At 47.8% G+C, this 22,541-nt stretch carries 24 protein-coding genes and 1 other RNA gene; 3 read left to right on the forward strand and 22 right to left on the reverse strand.

The genetic code is table 11. The features are described 5' to 3' along the window. Window positions 1–50: 50 nt before the first annotated feature. Window positions 51–2,087 (reverse strand): penicillin-binding protein activator, encoded by a 2,037-nt coding sequence (locus EX31_RS12545; protein WP_037035048.1) that lies wholly within the window; start codon window positions 2,085–2,087, stop codon window positions 51–53. 61 nt (window positions 2,088–2,148) lie between these two features. Here EX31_RS12545 and rsmI point away from each other — a divergent pair, with 61 nt between their 5' ends. After that, a complete protein-coding gene (gene rsmI, locus EX31_RS12550) occupies window positions 2,149–3,018 on the forward strand; it encodes a 16S rRNA (cytidine(1402)-2'-O)-methyltransferase (RefSeq protein WP_013577227.1) in 870 nt (289 codons plus the stop codon). Between the two features lie 25 nt (window positions 3,019–3,043). Next, an RNA gene (rnpB, locus tag EX31_RS24970) (RNase P RNA component class A) lies at window positions 3,044–3,422 on the forward strand. Between the two features lie 55 nt (window positions 3,423–3,477). Here rnpB and EX31_RS12555 read toward each other — a convergent pair. The 13 genes from EX31_RS12555 to EX31_RS12615 all read right to left on the reverse strand — a co-directional run bounded on the left by EX31_RS12555 (window position 3,478) and on the right by EX31_RS12615 (window position 16,740). Next, window positions 3,478–4,287: a M23 family metallopeptidase gene (locus EX31_RS12555; RefSeq protein ID WP_037035050.1), complete on the reverse strand. Its 810-nt coding sequence runs from the start codon at window positions 4,285–4,287 to the stop codon at window positions 3,478–3,480. 3 nt (window positions 4,288–4,290) lie between these two features. Beyond that, window positions 4,291–5,157 carry a prepilin peptidase gene (locus EX31_RS12560; RefSeq protein WP_231576053.1) on the reverse strand — a complete coding sequence of 289 codons (867 nt, stop codon included), beginning with the start codon at window positions 5,155–5,157 and terminating at the stop codon, window positions 4,291–4,293. A gap of 19 nt (window positions 5,158–5,176) precedes the next feature. Continuing rightward, window positions 5,177–6,523: a hypothetical protein gene (locus tag EX31_RS12565; RefSeq protein ID WP_037035056.1), complete on the reverse strand. Its 1,347-nt coding sequence runs from the start codon at window positions 6,521–6,523 to the stop codon at window positions 5,177–5,179. Window positions 6,524–6,534: 11 nt separating this feature from the next. After that, on the reverse strand, window positions 6,535–7,581 hold the full coding sequence (locus EX31_RS12570; RefSeq protein ID WP_013577223.1) for a type II secretion system F family protein: 1,047 nt from the start codon (window positions 7,579–7,581) through the stop codon (window positions 6,535–6,537). Continuing rightward, window positions 7,565–9,094 carry an ATPase, T2SS/T4P/T4SS family gene (locus EX31_RS12575; protein ID WP_037035058.1) on the reverse strand — a complete coding sequence of 510 codons (1,530 nt, stop codon included), beginning with the start codon at window positions 9,092–9,094 and terminating at the stop codon, window positions 7,565–7,567. The genes EX31_RS12570 and EX31_RS12575 overlap by 17 nt, the downstream gene beginning before the upstream one ends. Beyond that, window positions 9,091–9,594: a hypothetical protein gene (locus tag EX31_RS12580; protein ID WP_037035059.1), complete on the reverse strand. Its 504-nt coding sequence runs from the start codon at window positions 9,592–9,594 to the stop codon at window positions 9,091–9,093. The genes EX31_RS12575 and EX31_RS12580 overlap by 4 nt, the downstream gene beginning before the upstream one ends. Then, entirely contained in the window at window positions 9,576–10,424 is an 849-nt protein-coding gene (locus EX31_RS12585) for a hypothetical protein (protein ID WP_037035061.1), read from the reverse strand. The genes EX31_RS12580 and EX31_RS12585 overlap by 19 nt, the downstream gene beginning before the upstream one ends. Window positions 10,425–10,428: 4 nt before the next feature. Then, on the reverse strand, window positions 10,429–10,839 hold the full coding sequence (locus EX31_RS12590) for a pilus assembly protein (RefSeq protein WP_231576054.1): 411 nt from the start codon (window positions 10,837–10,839) through the stop codon (window positions 10,429–10,431). 165 nt (window positions 10,840–11,004) lie between these two features. Further along, window positions 11,005–12,453 (reverse strand): type II and III secretion system protein, encoded by a 1,449-nt coding sequence (locus EX31_RS12595; RefSeq protein WP_013577218.1) that lies wholly within the window; start codon window positions 12,451–12,453, stop codon window positions 11,005–11,007. Between the two features lie 23 nt (window positions 12,454–12,476). After that, entirely contained in the window at window positions 12,477–12,917 is a 441-nt protein-coding gene (locus EX31_RS26330) for a TcpQ domain-containing protein (RefSeq protein WP_231576055.1), read from the reverse strand. A gap of 58 nt (window positions 12,918–12,975) precedes the next feature. Further along, complete coding sequence (locus tag EX31_RS12605; protein WP_037035066.1) at window positions 12,976–14,643, reverse strand: pilus assembly FimT family protein; 1,668 nt, start codon at window positions 14,641–14,643, stop codon at window positions 12,976–12,978. A 95-nt stretch (window positions 14,644–14,738) separates the two neighbouring features. Further along, window positions 14,739–15,437, reverse strand: coding sequence for a prepilin-type N-terminal cleavage/methylation domain-containing protein (locus EX31_RS12610; RefSeq protein ID WP_037035068.1), 699 nt, complete (start codon window positions 15,435–15,437; stop codon window positions 14,739–14,741). Window positions 15,438–16,035: 598 nt separating this feature from the next. Further along, window positions 16,036–16,740 carry a pirin family protein gene (locus EX31_RS12615; RefSeq protein WP_037035070.1) on the reverse strand — a complete coding sequence of 235 codons (705 nt, stop codon included), beginning with the start codon at window positions 16,738–16,740 and terminating at the stop codon, window positions 16,036–16,038. Between the two features lie 110 nt (window positions 16,741–16,850). Here EX31_RS12615 and EX31_RS12620 point away from each other — a divergent pair, with 110 nt between their 5' ends. Continuing rightward, window positions 16,851–17,756, forward strand: coding sequence for a LysR family transcriptional regulator (locus EX31_RS12620; protein WP_013577213.1), 906 nt, complete (start codon window positions 16,851–16,853; stop codon window positions 17,754–17,756). Window positions 17,757–17,797: 41 nt separating this feature from the next. Here the strand turns inward: EX31_RS12620 and EX31_RS12625 are convergent, their stop codons facing one another. From EX31_RS12625 to EX31_RS12660, 8 genes are all read right to left on the reverse strand, one after another. After that, a complete protein-coding gene (locus tag EX31_RS12625; RefSeq protein WP_037035071.1) occupies window positions 17,798–18,781 on the reverse strand; it encodes a glutathione S-transferase family protein in 984 nt (327 codons plus the stop codon). Between the two features lie 174 nt (window positions 18,782–18,955). Next, on the reverse strand, window positions 18,956–19,348 hold the full coding sequence (locus EX31_RS12630) for a DoxX family protein (RefSeq protein WP_013577211.1): 393 nt from the start codon (window positions 19,346–19,348) through the stop codon (window positions 18,956–18,958). A gap of 240 nt (window positions 19,349–19,588) precedes the next feature. After that, window positions 19,589–19,873, reverse strand: coding sequence for a YqjK-like family protein (locus tag EX31_RS12635; protein WP_037035072.1), 285 nt, complete (start codon window positions 19,871–19,873; stop codon window positions 19,589–19,591). Then, the gene (locus EX31_RS12640; protein ID WP_013577209.1) at window positions 19,870–20,277 is read right to left on the reverse strand and encodes a phage holin family protein; all 408 of its coding nucleotides are present in this window, start codon (window positions 20,275–20,277) and stop codon (window positions 19,870–19,872) included. The genes EX31_RS12635 and EX31_RS12640 overlap by 4 nt, the downstream gene beginning before the upstream one ends. 2 nt (window positions 20,278–20,279) lie before the next feature. Next, window positions 20,280–20,582: an ElaB/YgaM/YqjD family protein gene (locus tag EX31_RS12645; RefSeq protein ID WP_013577208.1), complete on the reverse strand. Its 303-nt coding sequence runs from the start codon at window positions 20,580–20,582 to the stop codon at window positions 20,280–20,282. Window positions 20,583–20,729: 147 nt separating this feature from the next. Beyond that, the gene (locus tag EX31_RS12650) at window positions 20,730–21,107 is read right to left on the reverse strand and encodes a DUF1090 domain-containing protein (protein ID WP_015690507.1); all 378 of its coding nucleotides are present in this window, start codon (window positions 21,105–21,107) and stop codon (window positions 20,730–20,732) included. A gap of 132 nt (window positions 21,108–21,239) precedes the next feature. Continuing rightward, window positions 21,240–21,623, reverse strand: coding sequence for an EnvZ/OmpR regulon moderator MzrA (gene mzrA, locus EX31_RS12655; RefSeq protein ID WP_037035073.1), 384 nt, complete (start codon window positions 21,621–21,623; stop codon window positions 21,240–21,242). Next, window positions 21,623–22,303, reverse strand: a complete 681-nt coding sequence (locus EX31_RS12660) for a DedA family protein (protein ID WP_037035075.1) — start codon at window positions 22,301–22,303, stop codon at window positions 21,623–21,625. Before EX31_RS12660 ends, mzrA begins: the two co-directional genes overlap by 1 nt. Window positions 22,304–22,541 lie beyond the last annotated feature (238 nt).

Raw genomic sequence — 22,541 nt, forward strand, 5'->3', positions numbered from 1 at the left:
CCTGTAATGGCTGAGAATTCCGATCTCTGTTGAGCTGTTTCAGTTTTCTCTTAAGAAGAAACTGGCACCAGCGAACCCTGACGGTATTGCAGCCATGGCAATTTACGGTGGATCACGCAATTGCTATTGGCGCTCAATTCTCCGGTGCTGCCGGAAACCTGGAAGCCAGGCAATGTGCGCATCTGGGAGAAATGATTTGCCAGATTCCAGGCATCGATCCCCATCGCATAGAGACGAACCAGCGAATAGTCGTTACCAAACTTCGCGGCTGCCTGCTGCATCAGCGCAGGGTTACCGCCTGCCAGTAAGGGAATATCGCTAAACTGCACGCCTTCCATTTCGAGACGGTAATCCGGACCGGCACCTGCCTGATAGCTGCGTGAACTGGCGTACACTGAAGGATGCACGCGGCCATTCACCGCCAGATCCAGCATCGGTTTAATCAGCGTCAGTTCACTTTGTGTCGCAACAACGTAGACGGAATCCACTGCGCCACCGGTACTGCCTTGCGTAATCTGTGCATCTGTCGGCGGCGCCGGGATGGTAATGCCACCAATTGTGACACCCTGCGCTTGTGCTGGCGCGGCTGCATCACTGGTGGTGACCGGCGTACCGGTCAGGCGGATACCGCTGCCAATAGAAGAACGCAATTCACCGGCGGAACCGAGACCTTGTTTCAGTACGGTTTGTCCGCCCAGTTTCTGCCATTCGTTAGCAAAAGCCTGCGCGATACGGTCGCCGAAGCTGCCACGCGGCACCAGTAACAGCGGCATACGTTTCTGCTCAGACCACATGTGGCGCGCAGCATCCTGTGCCTCGTCTTCCGGCGAGAGCGCAAAGTAACAGATATTCGGGCTGTTTTTCTCAGTTTCTGGCTGATTGAGCGCTAAAACATTCAGAGGCGTCTGGTCAGAAGCGAGTGCGTTCACCTGATCTTTCAGCAGCGGGCCGACAACCAGCGTTGCGCCATCCTGCTGAGCCTGCGTCAGAAGCGCGGCAAGAGGCTGACCATTGGTATCATACACTTTCACCTGCCCGTTGCTGCTGGCCACGGGCGCAGCGGCTGGGGTTGCGGCAGGCTGGGCCTGGGAAGGATCGGTTTGAGACGCGGTATTTTGCGTGCTGGCGTCCGGTGCAGATGTACTGACGGCTGCGTTCGGGTCTGCCGGCGCCTGAGATTGTGCGTTTGGATCTGTCGGTGCCGTTTGTGCCGCTGGCTGGCTGACCTGACCGCTCATTGCCGCATTAAAACCCTGCTGAATGGCATTCCCGTAAACCTGTGCCGGGCCGCTCATTGGCAGAAACAGCGCAATTTTGCCGGTTGAAGCAGGCTGGAAAGTCAGCACATTATTGAGCTGAGTCGGCAGGCTTTTCGCTGCCGGATTCACCGGATAACGGCGCTGCCAGTCTTTAATCCCGGCTTTCAGTAAATCAGGATCCTGCTTGTTGCTTTGCCAGACGCTGAGTAAATCCAGCCATCCCTGCAGCGTATTTTCATCCGCATTGATCACGATGCTGTTGACGTCCTGTGCGGACATCTGCGTCAGCGCCATCCAGGTGCGGTCAATGTTGTCCTGATGCGGCTGACCTTGTACCAGCGGCTCCTGCGCGATATAGGCGCGGATCACGCCAAGGCTGGTGCGCCCCTGACTGGCATCGATTTGCGCCTGATAATAACGGGCTTTCTGATCGTTGGTCAGATCGTGGGGATCCAACTGGCTCAGACTGGTGGCTGCTGCCGGATAATTTTTCAGCGCAACCTGCACTTCTGCACTGGTCAGTTGCTGTTCGACGGTTTGGGCAGCCGTCAGATTTTGTGGCACTTTAGCCAGCTGTTCCGCCGCCTGAGGCGCTTTGCCTTCGCGTATCAGGGCACGCACTGCAAGCAATTGCCAGTCAGCCTTGTTATCATCACCGCTTTGCTGCGCCTGCTGCAAATAATAGTCAGAGCTGCCGGACGCTGCACCCTGGACACTTTCTGTCGGTGCCTGCGGCGCCTGACCTGAACAGCTGGCGAGAAGCATGGCCACGATGATGGCAGGGAGTAAACGTCCCGAACGGGTACGAAAGGTCATTGAGGAAGGCATTCAGTTTCCAGTGATGTTTTTTTAAGATGCTCAATATTAAATCGGCAATCCGGATGAAACAATGAATCAAGACGATCAAGCAGATATTTCTGCCTCAACGCTGTATATCGTACCGACGCCAATTGGCAATTTAGGAGATATAACCCAACGCGCGCTGGCCGTACTGAACAGTGTAGATTTGATTGCTGCAGAAGATACCCGCCATACCGGATTGCTGCTGCAACATTTCGCGATCACGGCAAAAATGTACCCGCTGCACGATCATAATGAACAGCAAAAAGCTGAGCATTTACTGGCGAAATTGCAGGCAGGCCAGACGATAGCGCTGGTCTCGGATGCCGGTACGCCGCTGATCAATGATCCTGGCTATCACCTTGTGCGTCGCTGCCGTGAAGCGGGTATCCGCGTGGTGCCGTTACCCGGTGCCTGTGCGGCGATCACCGCGCTTTGTGCCGCCGGTTTGCCCTCTGATCGTTTCTGTTACGAAGGGTTTCTGCCCGCCAAAACCAAATCCCGTAAAGATACGTTGCAGGCATTGATTGAAGAACCCCGCACGCTGATTTTCTATGAATCCACGCACCGCCTGTTGGACAGTTTGCAGGATATGGTCGAAGTCTGGGGGCCAGATCGTTATGTCGTACTGGCGCGTGAACTGACCAAAACCTGGGAAAATATTCACGGTGCGCCGGTGGGTGAACTGCTGGCATGGGTGCAGGAAGTCGAAACGCGCCGGCGCGGTGAAATGGTGCTGATCGTTGAAGGCCATAAGGTCGATACCGAAGCCTTACCGGCGGAAGCCCTGCGCACACTGGCATTGCTGCAAAAAGAACTGCCGCTCAAAAAAGCTGCCGCGCTGGCCGCCGAAATCCACGGCGTGAAGAAGAATGCGTTGTATAAATACGCGCTTGATGAGCAAGAGGGTGACAAATAGGGCGTAATACCCTATTATCCGCCGCGGAGTTGACCAGACAGTCGCCGCTTCTTTGCCGTCCCTTTCGGGGGAGACAGAAGGAGGGGAGGAAAGTCCGGGCTCCATAGGGCAGGGTGCCAGGTAACGCCTGGGAAGCGCGAGCTTACGACAAGTGCAACAGAGAGCAAACCGCCGATGGCCCGCGCAAGCGGGATCAGGTAAGGGTGAAAGGGTGCGGTAAGAGCGCACCGCGCGGCTGGCAACAGTTCGTGGCAAGGTAAACTCCACCCGGAGCAAGGCCAAATAGGGGTTCACATGGTACGGCCCGTACTGAACCCGGGTAGGCTGCTTGAGCCAGTGAGCGATTGCTGGCCTAGACGAATGACTGTCCACGACAGAACCCGGCTTAACGGTCAACTCCACTCTATATAAAACAATGAGTTGGTGTATTCCTGAGGAATGCACCAACTTTTGTTTCCTTCAGGACACTTTCTGTAAACGATATCTTCCGCTCTTCAGCACCACTTTATAATCCCCAAACACTTTCTGATCAGCACTGGCATAAATTATTTTCTCGCGATACTTCACCATGACTTTTTCCTGCCCCGCGATTTCAGTCACCAGCATGATTTTCGGTACTGAAATTTTCGAAGTCATCTTGGCTGTCATCTGGCCGTATGAGGCATTGGATGCTGACAGGAATTTCACGGCGTCAACCGGCTGCCCCTGATGCATCAACTCAAAATGCAAATGGGGGCCGGTGCTGCGTCCGGTATTGCCGGAGTAAGCCACGATGCCGCCCTGTTTGATCTCCTGGCCGGCGACGACATTCAGTCTGTTCAGATGCAGGTAGCGGCTTTTCCATCCTTGCGGGTGGCGTACTACCACGTAATTGCCAGCGACGGGATGGTACTTAGCTTCAACGACGATCCCTTTTTCTGTGGCAAACACCGGTGTAAACGGTGGGGCGGCAAAATCGGTTCCCTCATGCTGGGAAAAGCGTCGCAAAAGAGGATGCCAGCGCATACTGAATGCAGAAGTGATCCGTAAAGGAATGTTCAGTGGTGAGCTAAAATGGGGATAACCAGCGGAGACTTCATTAATCGCTTGCGGATGACTGAGCGATGTTTTTTCTCCGGCGACGATAAATAACATCGCCTGAGAAAAAGTGGCAGTAGGATTTTCACTGTCGGCACGTGCTGCACGCAGCAAAACCATTGTGACGGGGGCATCACTTCCTGCTTTTGCCATAAACGGCAGGAGCAGGATGAAAGGAAATATCCGGCGCATGGTTTACAGCTGCTCAATAAAAAAAATCACCAAACCGGCCATCGAAATTGAAGGACCGAAGGGAATGTAATGTTTTTCAGCAGCTGGATGATTTTCATCCAGAGTCCGGCGCTGGTTCAGCACAGTACAGAGCACATACACCATAATGCCTGAGGCTGCCGACCACATGATCAGTTCCGGAATTTTCTCCATTCCCACCCAGACGGTGATCGCAGCCATTAGTTTGACATCGCCATAGCCCAGCCCCTCACGGCCACGCCATTTTTCATACGCTGCCATCACGGCATAAAGCACAAGCCAGATAATGACGGCACCACAAATTGCCGATCGCGGCCCGATATCCGTAATCCCCAATACTGAGCAGAGTAAGCCACTCCATAACAGCAATGACACCAAACTGTCGGGCAAAATCAGATGCTTAAAATCAATTACCGTCAGACTGTAAAGCAGACAGAAATAGAGGAAAAAGCAGCAGATCTGAATTTCTGTAAAATGCGGCAGCCCTGCAATCGCCAGTGCGGCAAAAATGCACCCGCACAGTATTTCGGAAATCAGATACTGTGCGGAGATTGGACTTTCACAATGACGACACTTTCCCTTAAGCCATAACCAACTCAGAACAGGGATATTGTCTCGCTTCATTACGGAAGCACCACATGCCGGGCAATGAGAAGGTGGCCACCAGAGATTCACTTTAACCGCGTCCGGTTCCGTACCGTATTCTGCGAAAATCATTAACGGCAATCGATAAATCAGCACATTAATAAAGCTGCCAATAAACAATCCGAATATCAGTGCCATAACAGGATAAAACCAAAAATAGAAAAGAGTCATTAAAACGATTCCCTGCGAGAATGAACGGAAAAACACGGTATTTTCAATGAGAGCGTTATTTCTCTGTGATACCTTTTTTTACTTCCATAAAATCAATGAATATATTTGGTTCTTCTTCCGTTGCAATTTCTAATCGCTGCGAAAATAACTGAGTGCCTTTGGTGTCGCAAATATAAGCATTGTCTGATGTCGGTTGCTTTCCCATCATTTGTGCAAAGGTAAATCCTTTCTGCCCTTCCGGAACATGGATAATATTGAAACCGGGCACTTCCCTAAACGAATCGACAGCCGGATCCTGGAAATGGGTTAAGTCGGTATAATCATCCACCGATCCTTTAGCACCATTCAGGCATGTAAATATATCACTACCCCGTATACCTTGCTCGTTAATAGCCCCCTGTCCGTTCCAGATACCCGACCAATGCACACCTCCGGCAAGACGAGTATGAATTGCAGCAACATCTGTTATGGCCATCCTCTCGTTATCCAGGTAGTAGGGAATAAGGTACTTACTCTCTGTTTTATTATGATTGAGCGTATCTTTCCCGTTTGAAACGAAAGCATAATCTGCAGGATAATCATTGTTGATCCAGAACCTCTTATAGCGTACGAAATATTCTCCGTCATCACTTTGGAGTGTCCAGGCTGCAAGCCGTTGCTCACTGCCATCAGCATCGCCGAGCAACAAGGCTTCTAAGTGTATGACTTCCATATGACGATGAGGAAGATAAATAACTAATTCATGCCCTTCCCCCCCTGTGCTGTTGTTGCTGGTATTACCTTCAGGTCCGTCTGAAGCGCGGGGGAAAATAATCGTGCCAACCCATAACTTTTGATTTTTGCTGGCGGCCAGTTCAATCAGTTCATCATATAAAGAGAGATTTCGCGTCGAGCTCGTCATTGCTGGCTTACATTTATAACGCTGCTCTTTCAGGGAGACAGGCGTACCTGAACATGCCGTAATTGCCGGGAAAGGGTCGCCTTTCTGATAGGGTTTCGCATTAATGATGGGCAGGCCCCAGTCTCCTTCTTTACCGCCACTCACCCAGCTGTAATTGGCTTGTGTATCATAGTGAAGGTAGTGTTCTGAGAAATCAAAATTGTCATCTGTTATCTCCGGTAAACGCTGGGCAGGAACCTGTCCGGAAGAGGATTCTATATACATAATATTTATTGCAATTGGCAGGGAGTTTTTCTCCTCATAGGAATATTTGTCACCACTTCGGGTATATCCAAAAAAATTAGCAATAGGCAACGCAAGGGGCATATCCAGCGGTTGTGCTGTACTGCCACCGCTATCAGATTCAGCAAATTTGAACACGCCTCCTTTAGGTATCGTGGCCGAAAAGCTATTAACCGATACTATATTCAAGAAAATGAAAAGCAGAATTATCTTTTTCATCATACACTCCTTTAAAAAGAACCACTTGCGCCCATTTTCCCTAATGTATCCGAAAGGGCGAACAGTGCTGCGAAAACCCAAATCACACAGCCACCCAGTACAAGTGTCGAAAGTGATTTCAATAGCCCGGCTAGTTTTTTAATATATTCCTGAACATGTTCTCTGGACTTCGCTGAAACAGAACTAAGCACCTCATTAAATGAAGGTAATTCTGCATACAAGCTAATGTTAAGCAGCGTTTCAGGACCGAATAATCCTGTATTCAATGCATCCCCGTAACCCAGCCCAATAGCCATTTTCTCGCGCATGCCATTGATATGATGCTTCAGCCATCTGTTAGAGTTTAAGAGGATAATGGCGAGTCCGTCATTTAAAGGAATGCCATTTTTTAACATCAACGCAAGGTTGTTTATAAATATCGAGGCGACAATTTGTTTATAGGTCGAAAAGGGAAGGATCCGATCCAGAAATTTATTTCTGAACTGACCACTAAAGTTGGAAATAATCGTCTTAATGAAAAAGACTGTCACCGTAATAACAATCAATATATAAATCCACAGACCGGCCACCAATGCTTTCCCGAAGGTATATAATGATTGTGTCACGCCAGGCCATTTGTTGACGGGAACGACACTTTCGAAAGCCGGGAAAACTTTCATCGAATATCCCGCGATGACAATAAGAGAAAGAATCATCATAATCACCGGGAAAAGCACGGCGGAAATAAGTTTGCTTTTCAACTCACTGTTATAGTTTATGACGTTGACGAGCGTCATAAAGCCATCAGCCAGACTGCCGCTCTGCTCGGCCGCGTGAATAACGCTAAGTTCACTTTGGGGAACCAGACCATCAAACATAACGGCAATGGAGGCACCTTTAAGACCTGCCTTCATATTATTGGTTAACACGGAAATATTCTTCGCAAAACCCGGGCCTAACAGGCTTTTACCCTCGAGCTGAAGTTTGAGCAGGGAATCGTAAAGGGGCAGGTCTGTTCTGATCATGTCAGCACAGAACTTATAAAGAAAAAGCCGCTGTTTCTTACCGAACTTTGCCATGGATAATCTCCGAGTTGTCTTTATCTACATCGCCAAATTCCATACTGAACCAGGTAGCACAAACCCGACCACGAAGTACTTCCGCAAATACCTTTTCTTTTATTTCAAATCCCTCACTCAGACCCGGTGACGAGATGCGTTTTTTTCGCCATAAGGTGTAAACCTGTAACCACTCTTGTTTAGATATTGCGGCGAGTTCATCATATGTGGGTCGCATATATTCCATGACAAGTTGCCTGCCGCTTATACCGGTATGCTTACATTTTTCACACCCCCTTTCGTTTTGCTCGTAGAGGGTCATCAATTTCTCACCAAATGTGATTTCGACAGAATGATGGCAACGAGGACAAATAACAGGGACAAGTTTTTGACACTGCAATCCGGCAATAAAGCCCGGTGTGGAGAGTTTATCGCTGGTGATGCCCATGGCGGATAAGCGCTGTAGCAGGGAGACAATATTCCCTGCATGAACAGTCGTAAAACAGTAGTGACCGCTTTCAACTGCGCCGGCGAGGGCATTCGCGGAGATAGAGTCGCGGATTTCGCCCACCATCAGAACATCAGGATCGCGGCGTAATGCGGATTTGATAGCAGAATGGAAACCGCCACCTTCAACACTGACCACTGAGCTTTGTTTTGCTCCAAATATCTGATATTCGACAGGATCTTCTACAGTAAGAAAACAGCCTTTATTGCCATAACGGTTGACCTGCAGCCACTCCATCAGGTTCTTCAGAGTGGTGGATTTTCCTGAACCAGTGGTGCCCGCAATAAAATATGCCCCATAGGGATTACTGAGGATCTTTTTCAGATCTTCTAATTCTTCTTCCGATATACCGAGTTTATTGAGATTAGCGACGGCTCCTTTAGAGAGTCCTGATGGGATAATACGTAATACAGCATGAAAACAATCGTTCGTTTCACCAAAAATGGGAAAGTGGGCGTAGCGGAAACGAAAACTTAATCCGTTAAGCGTATAGAGAATATTGGCACTTTGCGGAATAGTACGGTTCCAGGTGGTATCACGGGTGCTGGCTTGTACGTTGTACAGGACGAATACCAGCTCATCGCATTTGCTGGCAGGCATCTGCATCATTGGTAGCAGCATGCCATTTACCCTGACCTCAAGCTGCGCAAGAATATCATTGCGGGTGATATGAAGGTCACTGGCCCCCATATCAACGGCTTCAATCAATATGGCTTCAAGTTCCTTCTGCGTTTCACTAATATCCAGTGCAACACGGCTCTGTTTCTGCAAAGAAACAAGTTCATAAATTTTGAAATAAACGGCTTCTGTGACGCCCCCGATTCCGACAATCTTGTGACGATGGATGTCGTTCATTTTGCGAACTTCATATTGAAGAATATGCAGCTCTTCAATTAAAGAACGTTGAGAAACGAGATACTCCTGCGTGCCCAAACGGGCGAGCAACATGCGATCCTCAATTTCAGCAAAAGTCCATTCGCCGCTGTGTATGGAATCGTCCGTAAGTCGTATGAAATCCAGGATCACCGGGAGACTTCCTGAACAAATGCCTGACGTCCGTTATTGCCCTGATGGACGGCATAACGTTTACCGTTGGCTAAGAAAATCTCTCCGATACGGACAAATACGATTTTTGTGCCCACGGAGACGGCTGCCTGTGTGATGCCAGCAATCTGCGACAGCATCATTATTTTCGGTTCGACAAGAGGGGCTTGTGAAGCCGGTTTAGCTTCTTTATCGTCAGATTCGCCACCCATGTTGCTCATCATTGGCACCTGAGTCAGTTCCGAGGCTTCACTTTTTATCTTTGCCATTTCCAGCCGCAACTTAGCGAGCGTCAGCTGTTGTGAAAGCTCACGCTGGGCCTGATTAAAAGCCACGTCATCTTCCATCAATCTGGAGATATGCTGCTGAATTGGAGCCGGGACTTCCCCGACAGGATCGCTGGTGGTTTTAACGTCATCAGCGAAACTGCCAGAAGAAAAAAAAACAATCAGAGCTGTTAACATTAATTTCCGATTTTGCATACCATGACTCCTGAAATTTTATTATCTTTAACGCTATCGATTTTTTGAATAATAAACGCGTCCCTGAATGCTTGTCTTTCTAAAATACTGGCGATGTACAATACATCTATGCCATTTTTAGACGTTTTGGGTATTTCCATTTCCCAGTTCATCGTGTTAAGTTCGTAGTATTTACCTCTCCCTTTTTTGGCTATTTTATTTTCGTTCGTCTGCACAGGCGAACCAGGAAGGGAGACTATTTTTAATGTTTGCTGGATGCCCGATATCGAGTTATAAGAATAAAGATAGTTTAATAAATCCCCGCAGAATGGCGCAGTAATATCTGCTTTGTTTTTATAGGCACTCAGTAACGGGTTATCACTCAGGCCTGATTGAATCCCCGAGAAATTAACCGAGTCATCTGAGAAAATCGCTGTGTAATTTTCACCCCAAAAGTTTTTCTGCGCTATATTAAATACATTGCCTTTATTCAGCTGATAACTAAATGAGCAGTTCTGTGGATCACAAACAAATGTTTCATTTGTATAATTGAATTCAGCCAGGATGTTTTGACTTTTTGAAATCTCAGACGCTAGTTTGGTGAATTGCATGATGCTCCCACCCGTTAACGATTTCAAATAGTACTTTTCGACAGTTTTTATATCATTCGCTAATTGCTGTTCCTCACGACGTCTGACGTCCTCCTTCACCTGTGCTGGTTTATAGGCATAGAAATACCAGACGGTCACTCCGCCAGCAACAAGCAACAAGAGAACGACAACCGCAATCGCAACTTTAATGTTTCTGGAAAGCGGCTGAGAGTTTTTCTGTAATTTAAGTCCTTTTATCATATTGTTACCCGGAAATTATGCTATACAGAAATATTGAAGAACAAATAACAAGAAGGGCTACACCACCGGCCACACCTGTCCAGAATATTCGCTGCTTTTTTTTATAAATGAGTTGATTTTCTTTGCATGACTCAGCGATACAGTCTAACTGTGCAGGCGTTATTTCCGAGACGCGCAAACGTGAATATTTTGATTCAGGTAAAGACGACAATATTTCTCCAAAAAATGTCTCAGTGATAACGCAGTCACTTCCACTAATGATGATGCCGTCCATAATGATCAACAAATAAACTTGTTCGTCGCCCGCCATAAAGTGATAAAGGCCATCTCCGTAAAGTTTTCTGAGATGAACAGCAAAAGATTCACAACCCGGCGCTGTCTTTATGGAATAGCCAACGAGCTCGTTTGTCGTCATGTCATCCTGAACACGGTAAACATACATACGATGACTCCGACGTATATTTACCATCCATCGCATATATCCGGCGTCCATATTTTCATGGTTTGAGGAGTCCCAAATTAACCCCGTCAATATATTGTTACGCGACAACGTATTTAACATGATGTCCGTCTCCAATCGTTAACGGTTCAAAGGTGCCCGGTAATAGTCAATACCCACCACCATGACGACAGTATTTTCATTGTCAGCAGTACTTTGACCATAACCTAACATCTGGTATTCCTTGTCTTTGCTTAATTCATTTAGTTCATATTTTGCAACCATCAGTAAACTACCAGGGTTCACTGCTGTTGAATTAAACATTTCAGTTGTCGTGACATTGGGTAACTGAACCGTATCAAACACATCTATAGAGTTTAACTGGCTCTTGGTAAATCCACTGGTGACTTCGACACGACCATCGGTCATGACACGCGGAGTAATAATAAAGCTGGTGCCGGTAATGATTTCAGCGGTTTCGATCTCGACATCCTCGTCTCCGCTGTCTTTATTCACCGTGCGGGTACGGCCTGAGACGTAGTGCTGAGAATTGGTCATGTTGAGAGGAATGGGGGTGTTATTGCGTGTCACAAACGAACCACTTTGCAGCACCTTACTCCCGGTAAGTGAATACAGGGCATTTAGCTTCGCATCGATACTCAGTGCACGATCAGCGCCGCCAGCGACAGTCATACCGCCCCCTAACATATCCATCATTGACGTATCAATGACGACGCTGCTGCCCCCATCTATGTAAGACATATTCAGGCCAGCACCGTACTCTTCCAATTTTTCTTTATTAAGAGTGAAAATTTTATATGTGACGACAAATTGCCGGTTATTATCGTCCTGATATTTTTTTAAGACGTCGCTCAGGACTTTATACTCTGACGGACGCCCGGTAAGCGTAACAATGGAGGCATCTTTAAAAATACTGTACATGCCGCTTGAAACATACTTCTCTGCCATGTCTTCGACATCATCCCAGAATGATGATTCGAATTTGGTTTCAGACTTTCCTTCCAGTCCGCCGTTACTGACTGCATCATTAGATAAGTCCAGACTGGCCTCGAACTTATTGTTCTCACCATAAAAATCAAGCTTAATAGCATAGACACTATAAGCATCGATTTTAAGAATATTATTCTCATCCAGATTGGCTTTTACATCGTACAGCGCGGAAATGTAACGCATGAACTCTTCAAAGGTTCCGGTGAAATTGATGCTGTGCGGCTCGATGCTGACTTTGCCGGCATCAGTTCCTTTCTGGCCAGGAATAGCCAAATTCATTCTGTGACTAACCCCGGTTTGCGCCAGCAATACATCCAGAACGGTATTCAGGTCTGTAGGTTCATAAGAATTTATGGTGACTTTTTTAGCCAGTAAAATCTGACGCGTAGAACTGTAGTCTACTTTCGTGCCTAAATAAGCCGTGTCATATTTCACATAGGGCTTAACCTTCATTTCATCCGCAGACGTCGCGCCAGGTATAGCGTCTTTCACATTGCTACGTGAAAATTGTTTGTTGAAACTTTCTGCGCAACCTTGCAAGAGAAGAAACGCTATCATTAATCCAATTTTGGTTTTCATATCCCTATCCCGAAATAATTCCGTTACATATCATCAATAAGTAATATGTGATTCTTCTGATAATTTTTAATAATCAACCCGTAGTTTTCAGAAGAAAATAGCTTTCCTAACTCTGCCAGAACTTCATCGTCATTTTTTCCCATGAGGGCAATATGACTATAAATTAAGTAATCATTTTTGCTTTGCCAGAGCAGTTTATAACCCGCCTGTTCTGCCCACGTTTTAATTCCCTGACTTAACAGTTCACCACTGTTCAGTGTCAGCGTGACACTCACCGTTGCCGGAGTCAGAACAGAGATACTATCCCCACCAGAGAAAGGATTTCGCGGTGCGTCAGCCGGTTTACTTACAGGGGGAACCGAAGATGAATGTGATAAACTGCCATCTGCATTCACTGTCGCGTACGCACATTGTCCAAGGGCTATGAATAAAATCGTTATGCATCCCGCTATTTTAAATTTCATTTTCCTTCATCCTGAAAATTGTTAAAAACCTATTTTTAAATCATATATCAATGTTGAATTAATCCGGTGGCATGGGTACATGAGCATCCAGTTCAGGTTGCTTTATTGAACTACACCATGAGGTCAGTACAACGGAAAGTGAACTCGGATTAATAACGCTAACACCTTGCCCCGTCACATTGTCAAAAACACCGCTGGTTGCACTGATCACCCAGTAATCGCCGTTGGCATCATCTTTAATAAGATTCACTTGCACGGCGACGCCACTTAAATGATCTAATACACCTGTAGTGGTTCTCCGGTTATTTTCACTATTGGAAAAGTCGGTGAAGTCTCCACCGTCTTCATCTTCGCCTTCTGATGTTTCCAGCTTACCCACATCAGCCGCTATAGAAGAAATGGCGGCAGCCATTCTTGGGTAAAGCTGTCGCGGCACTTTCTGCGGGTCAGCGGGATCGGGCGGAGCCAGAGGGCAAGTTTGTACGGGAAGCTTGATGTGGCCTGGTTCATCAGTGACTTTTTTATTGTAATTCTCCGGGTCATTAACAATGACATCATTGGTACCGGTGTCCTTTTTATTGCCAAAGGATTGGTAGGAAACCACTGGACTGGTCATTAATGCGACGACATTCCCTTTTTCCGGGTCAAATGCCTCACCTTCGAAAATGACATTGGCCATCAATGTACCTGTGACAATCTGATTATTCGCATTTTTAGCCGTCAGATGCATCACACCCTCATCCTGATTGCGTCCTGAGCCGTTTTCAACTTCAAGACAGTGAGTCATCATATTTTCTTTATAATTCCAGCACAGTTTATTTACACCGACTGAGCCGTCCGGCTTGACGTTTTTCCCCACGCCCGCCTTGAAACTGAAACGGACACCCAACTGCGCGATATTTTGATTCATATCGTCCAGATACGAAGCCATGCTTCCAAATGGAATAGCACTATCCGTGGCCTTGGCATTATTTGTTTTTAACAACTTCCAGCCGGTACCAAAGTTTGTGGCTTGTGTATTTTTTTCATCGTTACGATAGAGATAGTCGGCCTGAATGAACGTCAGATCGTAATGGGAAAATGCCTTGCTAAAGGCGGTGGCATAATTTTCGATGGAAAATTTATCAACATCACTTTTTCCATTACGTCCTGGATGAAAACTGATGAAAAAATCGACCTGATCAATCGCCCGCGAGTTATCCGGGCCGATCAGATCGACACGTTCGAGCACCAGATATTTATCCTGACTGTCCGGAGGTTGCTTACAGGGTAAGTCCTCCGTATTGAATTCGTCATCTGCAACTTTCTGATTAGTTGAGCTGTAGCAGCGGTGACTGGTGAAATAACCTCGTGCCTGAGTATTGTCCCATTTAATGTAATCATTCTTATCACCCGGTTCTTCATTTGGCTTATTATTAAAACGCGTGGCGTAAGCTTTTCCTTTTTCATCGGAAGTTAAAATGTCAGGGTTATAGAGAGGGTTAACGATAAAATCTAATTCACCATCCGCATCGACATCGGTGGTTAGTTGAATGTTATCTTTATTTACAAACTGTAAAAAGCCATGAATTTCACCTGCAAGTATATTGGTCAGATTTTCCCTTGCAACTGATTCGATTTGTTTTTTCTTATACAGGGAGAATGAGGTGAATACGACACCCATAATGCCCATGACGATAATCATTTCCAATAAGGTAAACCCTTTACTGTTTCTTACCCCTGGCATACACATTCTCATCATTTCAACGTCATCGAAAATGAGCCTGCAACAATAATCGCGGCAGGCTCCTGTTTTAATAAAGGATAGTTTTAACGCTTTACTTATTTACTGCCTAACACCAGCGCGTTGTCTGAACCGACGGAGCTATCACAAAAACCAGTGCCAACAATGGTTTCTGGTGTTAATTTGTCTTCAGTCAGTGTCTTAAGAATCGGCGCTGTAGCTGTGCCTGATAATGACGTTGGCGCCGATGTTAAAACTCCACCTGCAGCAACTTGCGCGGAAGCAACATAATCCCATTGTCCGCCAATCTGAGAGGCAATATTACGGCAATCTTCTGTATCAAGGCCATTAATGACAAGGTAGAAACCTTTCATCTTCGTATCATCAGTCGCGTACTTAACGCCACCCAATTCGAACGGGTCGTTTGATATACCATTGAAAGCTTCTCCAACGGAAATTTTACCCATTTTAACCAGAGTCGAAATGATTGAGCCTGTTGTATCGGTTGCACTACCGATATCCGATTTAGTCAGTGACGCTGCAGACGCAGTAGCCGGATATTCAGCGCTGTCTTTATAAGCTTCTGTTGTCCCCACGCGGACTGAGTTAGTATTATCGGCTAATTCACTGATGTCCTGTGCTGTGAAGGCACGGTTTGCCAACACAACTACACCGGCGGCAATAATACCGATAATGCCCAGAACGATGATGATTTCCAGTAAGGTAACACCACGCTGTTTTTTAAGTTCCTGATACTGATTTGCTTTACGCTTTAATGCAGTAATTGCATTTTTCATACCTTAATCCTTAGGCTTGAAATAAATTTTATAAATCACGTAGTAATACGATCCCGCTGGAATAGAGCAAGATTCTTATAAATAAGAAATATATAGACTAACGTCTTAATGTTATTACTAACGTTTTAAAGGCAGTAGTTCATGGCCATTCCCTTTATAAAAAATCAATCCCATTAACCAGCACTGGAAATCATAGAGCAAAAAAAAGAATGCGTATAGATAATAAATCGGATCAAACGAATTAAATGTTATTCATATGAACTATCAGGAGGTGTTAATAATAAGATCATTTTGATGAATATTATATATATAGTCATTGCCTGACTTCTAAATATAAATTTTAGTGATCATTCCGGGTTGGCTTTCACATGAGGAAAAGGTGTTTTTTGTACAGTGTTATCAATTGGATAGAAGGTTTTTCATTCCTTTTCTCTATCCATTTTTTCGAGTGAGTCTGTCGGGTAATGGCTGCTGTCAGATGGCTCATTTATTACGTATTTCCGTAACTTTTTTTATGGAATAATGTCATTTGAGCATTTAAAAAATGCCGGACAGGTTGCCCTGCGCGGCGTTTTATTTTCTTCGTATTCCTCAAAATTCATACCGGCATATCAATTAATAGTGCGCGTAACGGTGTAATGGCAGAAACCGTCAGGCTGTTTTCCTGATGGATAAACGCGCCATCGCCACAGGCTAGTTTTTGTAGCTCGCGGCTGACCGAACCCTGCGCATCAATTTGACCGTGAATTGATTGCAGATAGGCGCGCGGTCCGCGTACCGGCAGCGTGATTTGCTCACCTGCTGCTAAATCCAGATGTTGGATCCACACATTTTGCCGCAGTTGCAGGCTGCCCTTTTCCCCGTCTGATGAGGCCAGCAGGAAATGCGTCGCCTCCGGCAGTACCATTTTCTGCGTTAACGGATTCTCGTGTTCAGGACAGGCATCCAGCCACAGTTGCATTCGCGTCAGTGGCTGAGTGGTGCTGGTGTTCAGTTCGCTGTAACTGACATTGGGCTGTGCCGATAATAATACCGCTTCCCCGGCTTGCGCCCGGACACTGTTGCCTGCGCTGTCGCGATATTCCGCTGCGCCTTGCAGGATAATATTCAGCACATCCACGCGCGGATACGTGCGCGGCTGGAAACTGGCGCCGGGTGACAGCACTTCCTGATTCAGGACGCGCAGGGAAGCGTAGCCCATCAGCTTGGGATCAAAGTAATGGCCGAAGGAAAATGTATACCGTGCCTGGAGCCAGCCAAAGTCAGCGGTACCGCACTCTTTTGCCGTTCTGCTGGTAATCATGGCGGTCGCCTCTCTTAAAAATTTCGATGTATAAATGGTAAGCGTCTGGACGTGTGATTGTTAGCCAGTTAATCTGGTCGCTATATTCAAATTTCCTGAAAGAGAAGAGAATGGCTAAGGATCGCGCACTCACACTGGAAGCATTACGGGTCATGGATGCGATTGACCGCAGGGGGAGTTTCGCCGCTGCCGCTGATGAGCTGGGCCGCGTCCCGTCGGCATTGAGCTACACCATGCAGAAACTTGAAGAAGAGCTGGATGTGGTGTTATTTGACCGTTCAGGTCATCGGACAAAATTCACCAATGTTGGCCGGATGTTACTCGAACGTGGACGAGTATTGCTGGAAGCCGCAGATAAACTGACGGTGGATGCCGAAGCACTGGCCCGCGGTTGGGAAACGCACATCACCATCGTGTGTGAAGCGTTATCGCCCGCTGCGCAGTTGTTCCCGCTGATTGAAAAGCTGGCGCTGAAAGCCAATACGCAGGTGTCCCTGTTAACCGAAGTGCTGGCCGGTGCGTGGGAACGTCTCGAGCAAGGCCGGGCGGATATTGTGATCGCGCCGGATATGCATTTCCGCTCTTCCACCGAAATTAACAGCCGCAAGCTGTATAAGCTGGCCAGCATATACGTGGCCGCGCCGGATCACCCGATCCATCTTGAAGCGGAGCCGCTGTCTGACGTTAGCCGGGTTAAATACCGCGGGATTGCCGTGGCGGATACCGCCCGTGAGCGTCCGGTATTAACCGTTCAGTTGCTGGATAAACAGCAGCGTCTGACGGTCAGTACCATCGAAGAGAAGCGTAAAGCCTTGCTGGCGGGATTAGGTGTGGCGACGATGCCTTATCCGATGGTCGAGAAAGATATCGAGGAAGGGCGATTGCGGGTGGTGAGCGCAGAATATAACCGTGAAATCGACATTATTATGGCGTGGCGCCGCGACAGCATGGGCGAGGCAAAAGCCTGGTTCCTGCGTGAAATCCCTAAGCTGCTGGCTACGCGGGACGTGAAGTAATGTGTCCTTCCCCTTGTGAAAGGGGAAGGAGCCGAACGAAATCAAAAACGGGTGTCGCGGCCGTGCTCAGAGTCTAAATCCTGCGCCGGTCCGGTGGAAATAATCCCGTAAGGATTGATGGTCGCGTGGCTGCGGAAATAGTGATTACGGATGTGCGCGAAATTCACCGTGTCGCGGATCCCCGGCATCTGGTAGATATCACGCAGGAAACCGTACAGATTCGGGTAGTCGCTGATGCGGTAGCGATCGCATTTAAAGTGTGTGACGTAGACGGGATCAAAACGCACCAGCGTGGTCCACAAACGCAGATCCGCCTCGGTCAGCTGATTGCCGGTCAGATAGCGATGTTTGCCCAGTAATTCCTCGGCACGTTCCAGTGCCGCAAAAACACCGTCAACCGCTTCATCGTAGGCTTCCTGAGATGTCGCAAAACCCGCCTTATACACCCCATTATTGATTTGCGGATACACCCACTCATTAATCTCATCAATCTCTGAGCGCAATGCCTCGGGATAATAATCCCCGGCTTTGGCACCCACGGCATCAAACGCGCTGTTGAACATGCGGATGATATCGGCGGATTCATTGCTGACGATGGTCTGCTGCTTTTTATCCCACAGGATTGGCACGGTGACGCGGCCGGTGTAATCGTTCTGCGCCCGCAGATAGATTTCATAGGCGTAATTCAGATGATACAAATCGTCGCCCGTCGCAGCCGGGAAATCGGTGCCGAACGTCCAGCCGTGTTCCAGCATCAGCGGGTGCACGACAGACACCGGGATAATGTCTTCCAGCCCTTTCAGCGTACGCATCAGTAAGGTGCGGTGCGCCCACGGGCAGGCCAGCGAAACATACAGATGATAACGGTCGCGTTCTGCGGTAAAGCCGCCAACGCCGTGTTCGCCCGGCGTCCCATCCGGCGTTATCCAGTTACGAAACTGCGCTGCTGAACGTTTGAAATGACCGCCGGTCGACTTGGTGTCGTACCAGGTGTCCTGCCAAACGCCATTCACTAGTTGTCCCATTTTTCCTCCTTCCCCCTCATCCTCCGAGCCGCCTTGATGCAACCCGAATGATTTAGGGGAGATTTACAGATAAGTAATAAAAAAGGGCGAGGTGATAAATCACATCGCCCTGCAGGTCTGACTTATTGTCTTATTTAATTATAGCGTGGTTGCTGCTCCCTGGTGCCGGGGCAATTACCAGTTTTTCTTGATCAGGCGGTCGATGCTGAATGCGCCAGGGCCGGAAGCAAACAGGACGAAGAACCCACCCGCGATAGACAGGTTTTTCATGAACATCATCTGGTTCACGCCCTGTGCAAAATCAGTGTGGAAGATCAGCGCCGTCAGGATAGTGAAGATGGCTGTGATCAGCGCGGTGGTACGGGTAAAGAAGCCGAACAAGATTGCCAGACCGCCGCCAAACTCTAACAAGATAGTCAGTGGCAGGAAGAAGCTTGGCACGCCCATGGAAGCCATGTAACCCGCAGTCGCGGTGTAACCGTTAATTTTGCCCCAACCTGCAACAATAAACAGAATAGGCATCAGAATACGTGCAACCAGTAAAGCTGTGTCGTGTAACTTGTTCATCTTCGACTCCGAAAGTGGTGCGCCCAAATTGAGCTAAAAGTGTTACCGGTCCGGTCGGAAAATATTTCCTGCCGTTACCGCATCAGTTGATGACGAGATAATAAGTCGGATGAATAAGTTATGTTAGCAAGTAAATCTGTCTGAATGGTTCAAATAAATTGAACAGCCACCGTATTGTTATTCAAAAAGAAAAGGGCTGATTGTTTTTCAATCAGCCCTTTTTGCAGGATGGGTATCACGCTATTTGTTGCCGATGGTCTTGCGAAACAGACGTACTGTTCCCCAGATACCGAAAGCGCGCCGGGACCAGCGAACCACTGCACTGGGATGACGGATACCGTAAACAGCCAGCAGGCTTGAGCCTACGACCAGATATTTACGCATATCCACCAGTTTTACCCAGTAATGATCCACTTTCGCGGTGGCATCCAGCCAGTCAGAACCGGCCTGAGAAAGCTCGCCGCGCTGACGCTCAATTTTGCGCAGCAACCTGACTTTTTCGATAGCACGGTTCGGAATGCTCATAGCTCGTCATCCTTTTCCAGCAGGGCGCGATCGACGTCCAGTTGCTTTCGGGTGAGGCTAAGCAGTGTTGATCGTTTGGCTTTCGCCAGTGTCATCGCGCCAAGGATCACCGCCAGAAGCAGCAACACGCCGGTCGTCGTTGCTATCGCCGTAAGACGATAGGCCGGGTCAATGGCCCAGAATAAAACAACCAGCAAACTCATAAGACCAAAGGCAGTAAAGATCAGGGTAATACCGGCCATAAGCAGTAATTGGAAAATATTGGCCTTTTCCTCTTCCAGCTCAACCACAGCCAGCCGGACACGCGTTTCCACAATGCTCACCACCACGGTGGCAATGCGGGAAACGATGTCAAACAGGCCCTTACCCGGCCCTTGTGGCGAAGGTTTGATCGATTCAGCCATAATCAGCGGCGGGCTAACAGAACGCCAATCACAACACCGACCGCGGCACCAATACCGACGCCCGTCCAGGGTTTTTCATGCACGTAATCGTCAGCTTTACCGGCGATTTCTTTGGTCTGATAGGCAATCTTGTCACCTGTATCACTCAGACGCTCGCGGGTATCTTTGAGCAGGGATTCTGCTTTACCACGCAGTTTATCGAGTTCAGCTTTCGGCTTATCGGTAGAGGTCTGGAGAACTTCTTCCAGAGTATCTGCCAATGACTTGAGTTCAGCGCGCAGTTGTTCTGATGTATTACTAGCCATGTGTAAGTCACTCCATACGTTAACTGATTCGAACTTTTAACATAGCGGATATTCGGGTTATCGCAAATGCGAATTGTCTGTTTCAAAAGGCAAGATCGTTGTAAACCCGCTATGGTGTGAGGCAAAATCTGTCAGTCTGAAAAGCGATTAATGGCCTTCAGCCTCTTTCAGTTCAGACTTCGCTTCTTCCAGTTTTTGCTGTTTCTTGATGATTTTTTCGTGGTCGCCTTTAGCCTGAACCTCTTTCAACTCTTGCTCACGTTCGGCAACTTTTTCACGTTTCTCTTCAACACGTTTCTGATTTTCTGCTTTCAGACCTGCATCGGTACAGTGCGCTTTATTTTCACGTAACGCTTTCTCCAGACCGTCAACGCGGTTCTGGTTTTTATGCGCCCGCGCTTCGTCGATTTGTTTCTGGATTTCCTGTTGCTTAGTCACGCAACTTTCCGGCTGAGGTGCGGCAAAAGCGGCAGTGGTAAACAGCAATGCAGGAACAAGAGTGAGGGCAGATAAAGTGATTTTCATCATCGGTTTTCCTTTTGACGTTTAAGCGAATGTGCACTTAATTCCATTTGTTGATGAGTTTTATGAATGCTAGCGTCTAAATTATATTACCGCTGAATATGTAGTGATATGAGACAAATCCTGCGCATGGTCTTATCCGAACTTAAGACGCTCACGATCCAGTTTCGACCCCCAGGTCGTGGCGTGTTGAGGTTCGTAGTACTGGATAACGAATCCGGCAGGCAAAATGTCCTGCAATACGGTCTCCGCCAGTTTGCGTTGTGAGGCGGTGTCGAGTTGTACCACCAAAGCATCATTGAGCGGCGTAATGCTTTTGATGTGAATACCGCGCTGGCTCAGCCCCTGATAGACATAAAAACCATCGGGTAACGCGGCGCCCGCTCTGGCAGGACGGATTTGCAGCGCACTGGTCGGTGCCGGAAGACGGGATACCGCCAGCCCGATCATAGTCGCCGCCGCCAGCAGCATGAGCAGCAGAGGCCAGAGAAATGAACGTTTGAGTAATCTTCGGTTCATTATGCGTTCTTGCCTTTATTTTGACGGTCAGCGTGTTTTTTGCGCCACAGCACGACAATCGAACCGATCAGGCCGCCGACCAGCAGCAAAACAGGGAGCAGCATCAGGCAGTTCATCACCTTATCTTCATATTTCAGGAACAGCGGGGTTTTACCGAGAAAATACCCCAGCGAGGTCAGGATCAGGATCCACAACAATCCGCTCACCCAGTTGAAAAACTGGAAACGGCTATTGTTCAGGCCCGAAAGTCCGGCAATTGTTGGCAGCAGGGTGCGGACAAAGGCCAGAAAACGACCGACTAACAAGGCGGAAAGACCGTGCTTATGGAAAAGCGCGTGTGCACGTTCATGATAATGCACGGGTAAATGCGCCAGCCAGCTTTGTACTATCCGGGTGTTGCCCAGCCATTTTCCCTGGGCATAACTCAGCCAGCAACCGAGGCTGGCTGCGGTGGTCAGCAGGAAAATGGTTAAAGGGAAATTCATGGCATCTTTGGCGATCAAAACGCCAACAAGGATCAGCAGGCTGTCGCCCGGCAAAAAAGCCGCAGGCAACAAACCGTTTTCCAGAAAAATAATCATGAATAAAATCAGATACAACGCCCAGACTAATTGGGGATTAGCCAGAGTTTTATAATCTTGTTGCCAGAGGGCATCGATAAGCGAACTGATAATTTCCATCGGTGTTGTAAAACTCCATCATTTTCAGTGGGTCAGCGAAAGACATCAGCGGAGAATTTGTCTCGACGCTGCCTGTTTTGCTGATAAGGTCGCCTCTTCCCTGGCGGGCTTTCTGGTCATGAGTTTTTCGGGGATTTACGCGTCTCCGGGCCTGTTTCACTCGGCATGGACGGGTAAAAAAAGTGGTCTAACTGTAACAAAATAACAATAACTCAGACAGGTAAATATAGCGCGTTGA

This window comes from Rahnella sp. WP5, from assembly GCF_000745615.1.
In the GTDB taxonomy this organism is placed as follows: Bacteria; Pseudomonadota; Gammaproteobacteria; order Enterobacterales; family Enterobacteriaceae; genus Rahnella; species Rahnella aceris.

Bases quoted from the DNA above. Each gene is read 5' to 3' on its own strand.
- EX31_RS26330 (WP_231576055.1), bottom strand. From the start codon at position 12,917: ATGAAATTTAAAATAGCGGGATGCATAACGATTTTATTCATAGCCCTT.
- EX31_RS12585 (WP_037035061.1), bottom strand. From the start codon at position 10,424: ATGATAAAAGGACTTAAATTACAGAAAAACTCTCAGCCGCTTTCCAGA.
- EX31_RS12590 (WP_231576054.1), bottom strand. From the start codon at position 10,839: ATGACGACAAACGAGCTCGTTGGCTATTCCATAAAGACAGCGCCGGGT.
- EX31_RS12650 (WP_015690507.1), bottom strand. From the start codon at position 21,107: ATGAAAATCACTTTATCTGCCCTCACTCTTGTTCCTGCATTGCTGTTT.
- EX31_RS12605 (WP_037035066.1), bottom strand. From the start codon at position 14,643: ATGCCAGGGGTAAGAAACAGTAAAGGGTTTACCTTATTGGAAATGATT.
- mzrA (WP_037035073.1), bottom strand. From the start codon at position 21,623: ATGAACCGAAGATTACTCAAACGTTCATTTCTCTGGCCTCTGCTGCTC.
- EX31_RS12610 (WP_037035068.1), bottom strand. From the start codon at position 15,437: ATGAAAAATGCAATTACTGCATTAAAGCGTAAAGCAAATCAGTATCAG.
- EX31_RS12625 (WP_037035071.1), bottom strand. From the start codon at position 18,781: ATGGGACAACTAGTGAATGGCGTTTGGCAGGACACCTGGTACGACACC.
- rsmI (WP_013577227.1), top strand. From the start codon at position 2,149: ATGAATCAAGACGATCAAGCAGATATTTCTGCCTCAACGCTGTATATC.
- EX31_RS12635 (WP_037035072.1), bottom strand. From the start codon at position 19,873: ATGAGCATTCCGAACCGTGCTATCGAAAAAGTCAGGTTGCTGCGCAAA.
- EX31_RS12660 (WP_037035075.1), bottom strand. From the start codon at position 22,303: ATGGAAATTATCAGTTCGCTTATCGATGCCCTCTGGCAACAAGATTAT.
- EX31_RS12640 (WP_013577209.1), bottom strand. From the start codon at position 20,277: ATGGCTGAATCGATCAAACCTTCGCCACAAGGGCCGGGTAAGGGCCTG.
- EX31_RS12645 (WP_013577208.1), bottom strand. From the start codon at position 20,582: ATGGCTAGTAATACATCAGAACAACTGCGCGCTGAACTCAAGTCATTG.
- EX31_RS12545 (WP_037035048.1), bottom strand. From the start codon at position 2,087: ATGCCTTCCTCAATGACCTTTCGTACCCGTTCGGGACGTTTACTCCCT.
- EX31_RS12555 (WP_037035050.1), bottom strand. From the start codon at position 4,287: ATGCGCCGGATATTTCCTTTCATCCTGCTCCTGCCGTTTATGGCAAAA.
- EX31_RS12570 (WP_013577223.1), bottom strand. From the start codon at position 7,581: ATGGCAAAGTTCGGTAAGAAACAGCGGCTTTTTCTTTATAAGTTCTGT.
- EX31_RS12595 (WP_013577218.1), bottom strand. From the start codon at position 12,453: ATGAAAACCAAAATTGGATTAATGATAGCGTTTCTTCTCTTGCAAGGT.
- EX31_RS12615 (WP_037035070.1), bottom strand. From the start codon at position 16,740: ATGATTACCAGCAGAACGGCAAAAGAGTGCGGTACCGCTGACTTTGGC.
- EX31_RS12620 (WP_013577213.1), top strand. From the start codon at position 16,851: ATGGCTAAGGATCGCGCACTCACACTGGAAGCATTACGGGTCATGGAT.
- EX31_RS12580 (WP_037035059.1), bottom strand. From the start codon at position 9,594: ATGCAAAATCGGAAATTAATGTTAACAGCTCTGATTGTTTTTTTTTCT.
- EX31_RS12630 (WP_013577211.1), bottom strand. From the start codon at position 19,348: ATGAACAAGTTACACGACACAGCTTTACTGGTTGCACGTATTCTGATG.
- EX31_RS12565 (WP_037035056.1), bottom strand. From the start codon at position 6,523: ATGAAAAAGATAATTCTGCTTTTCATTTTCTTGAATATAGTATCGGTT.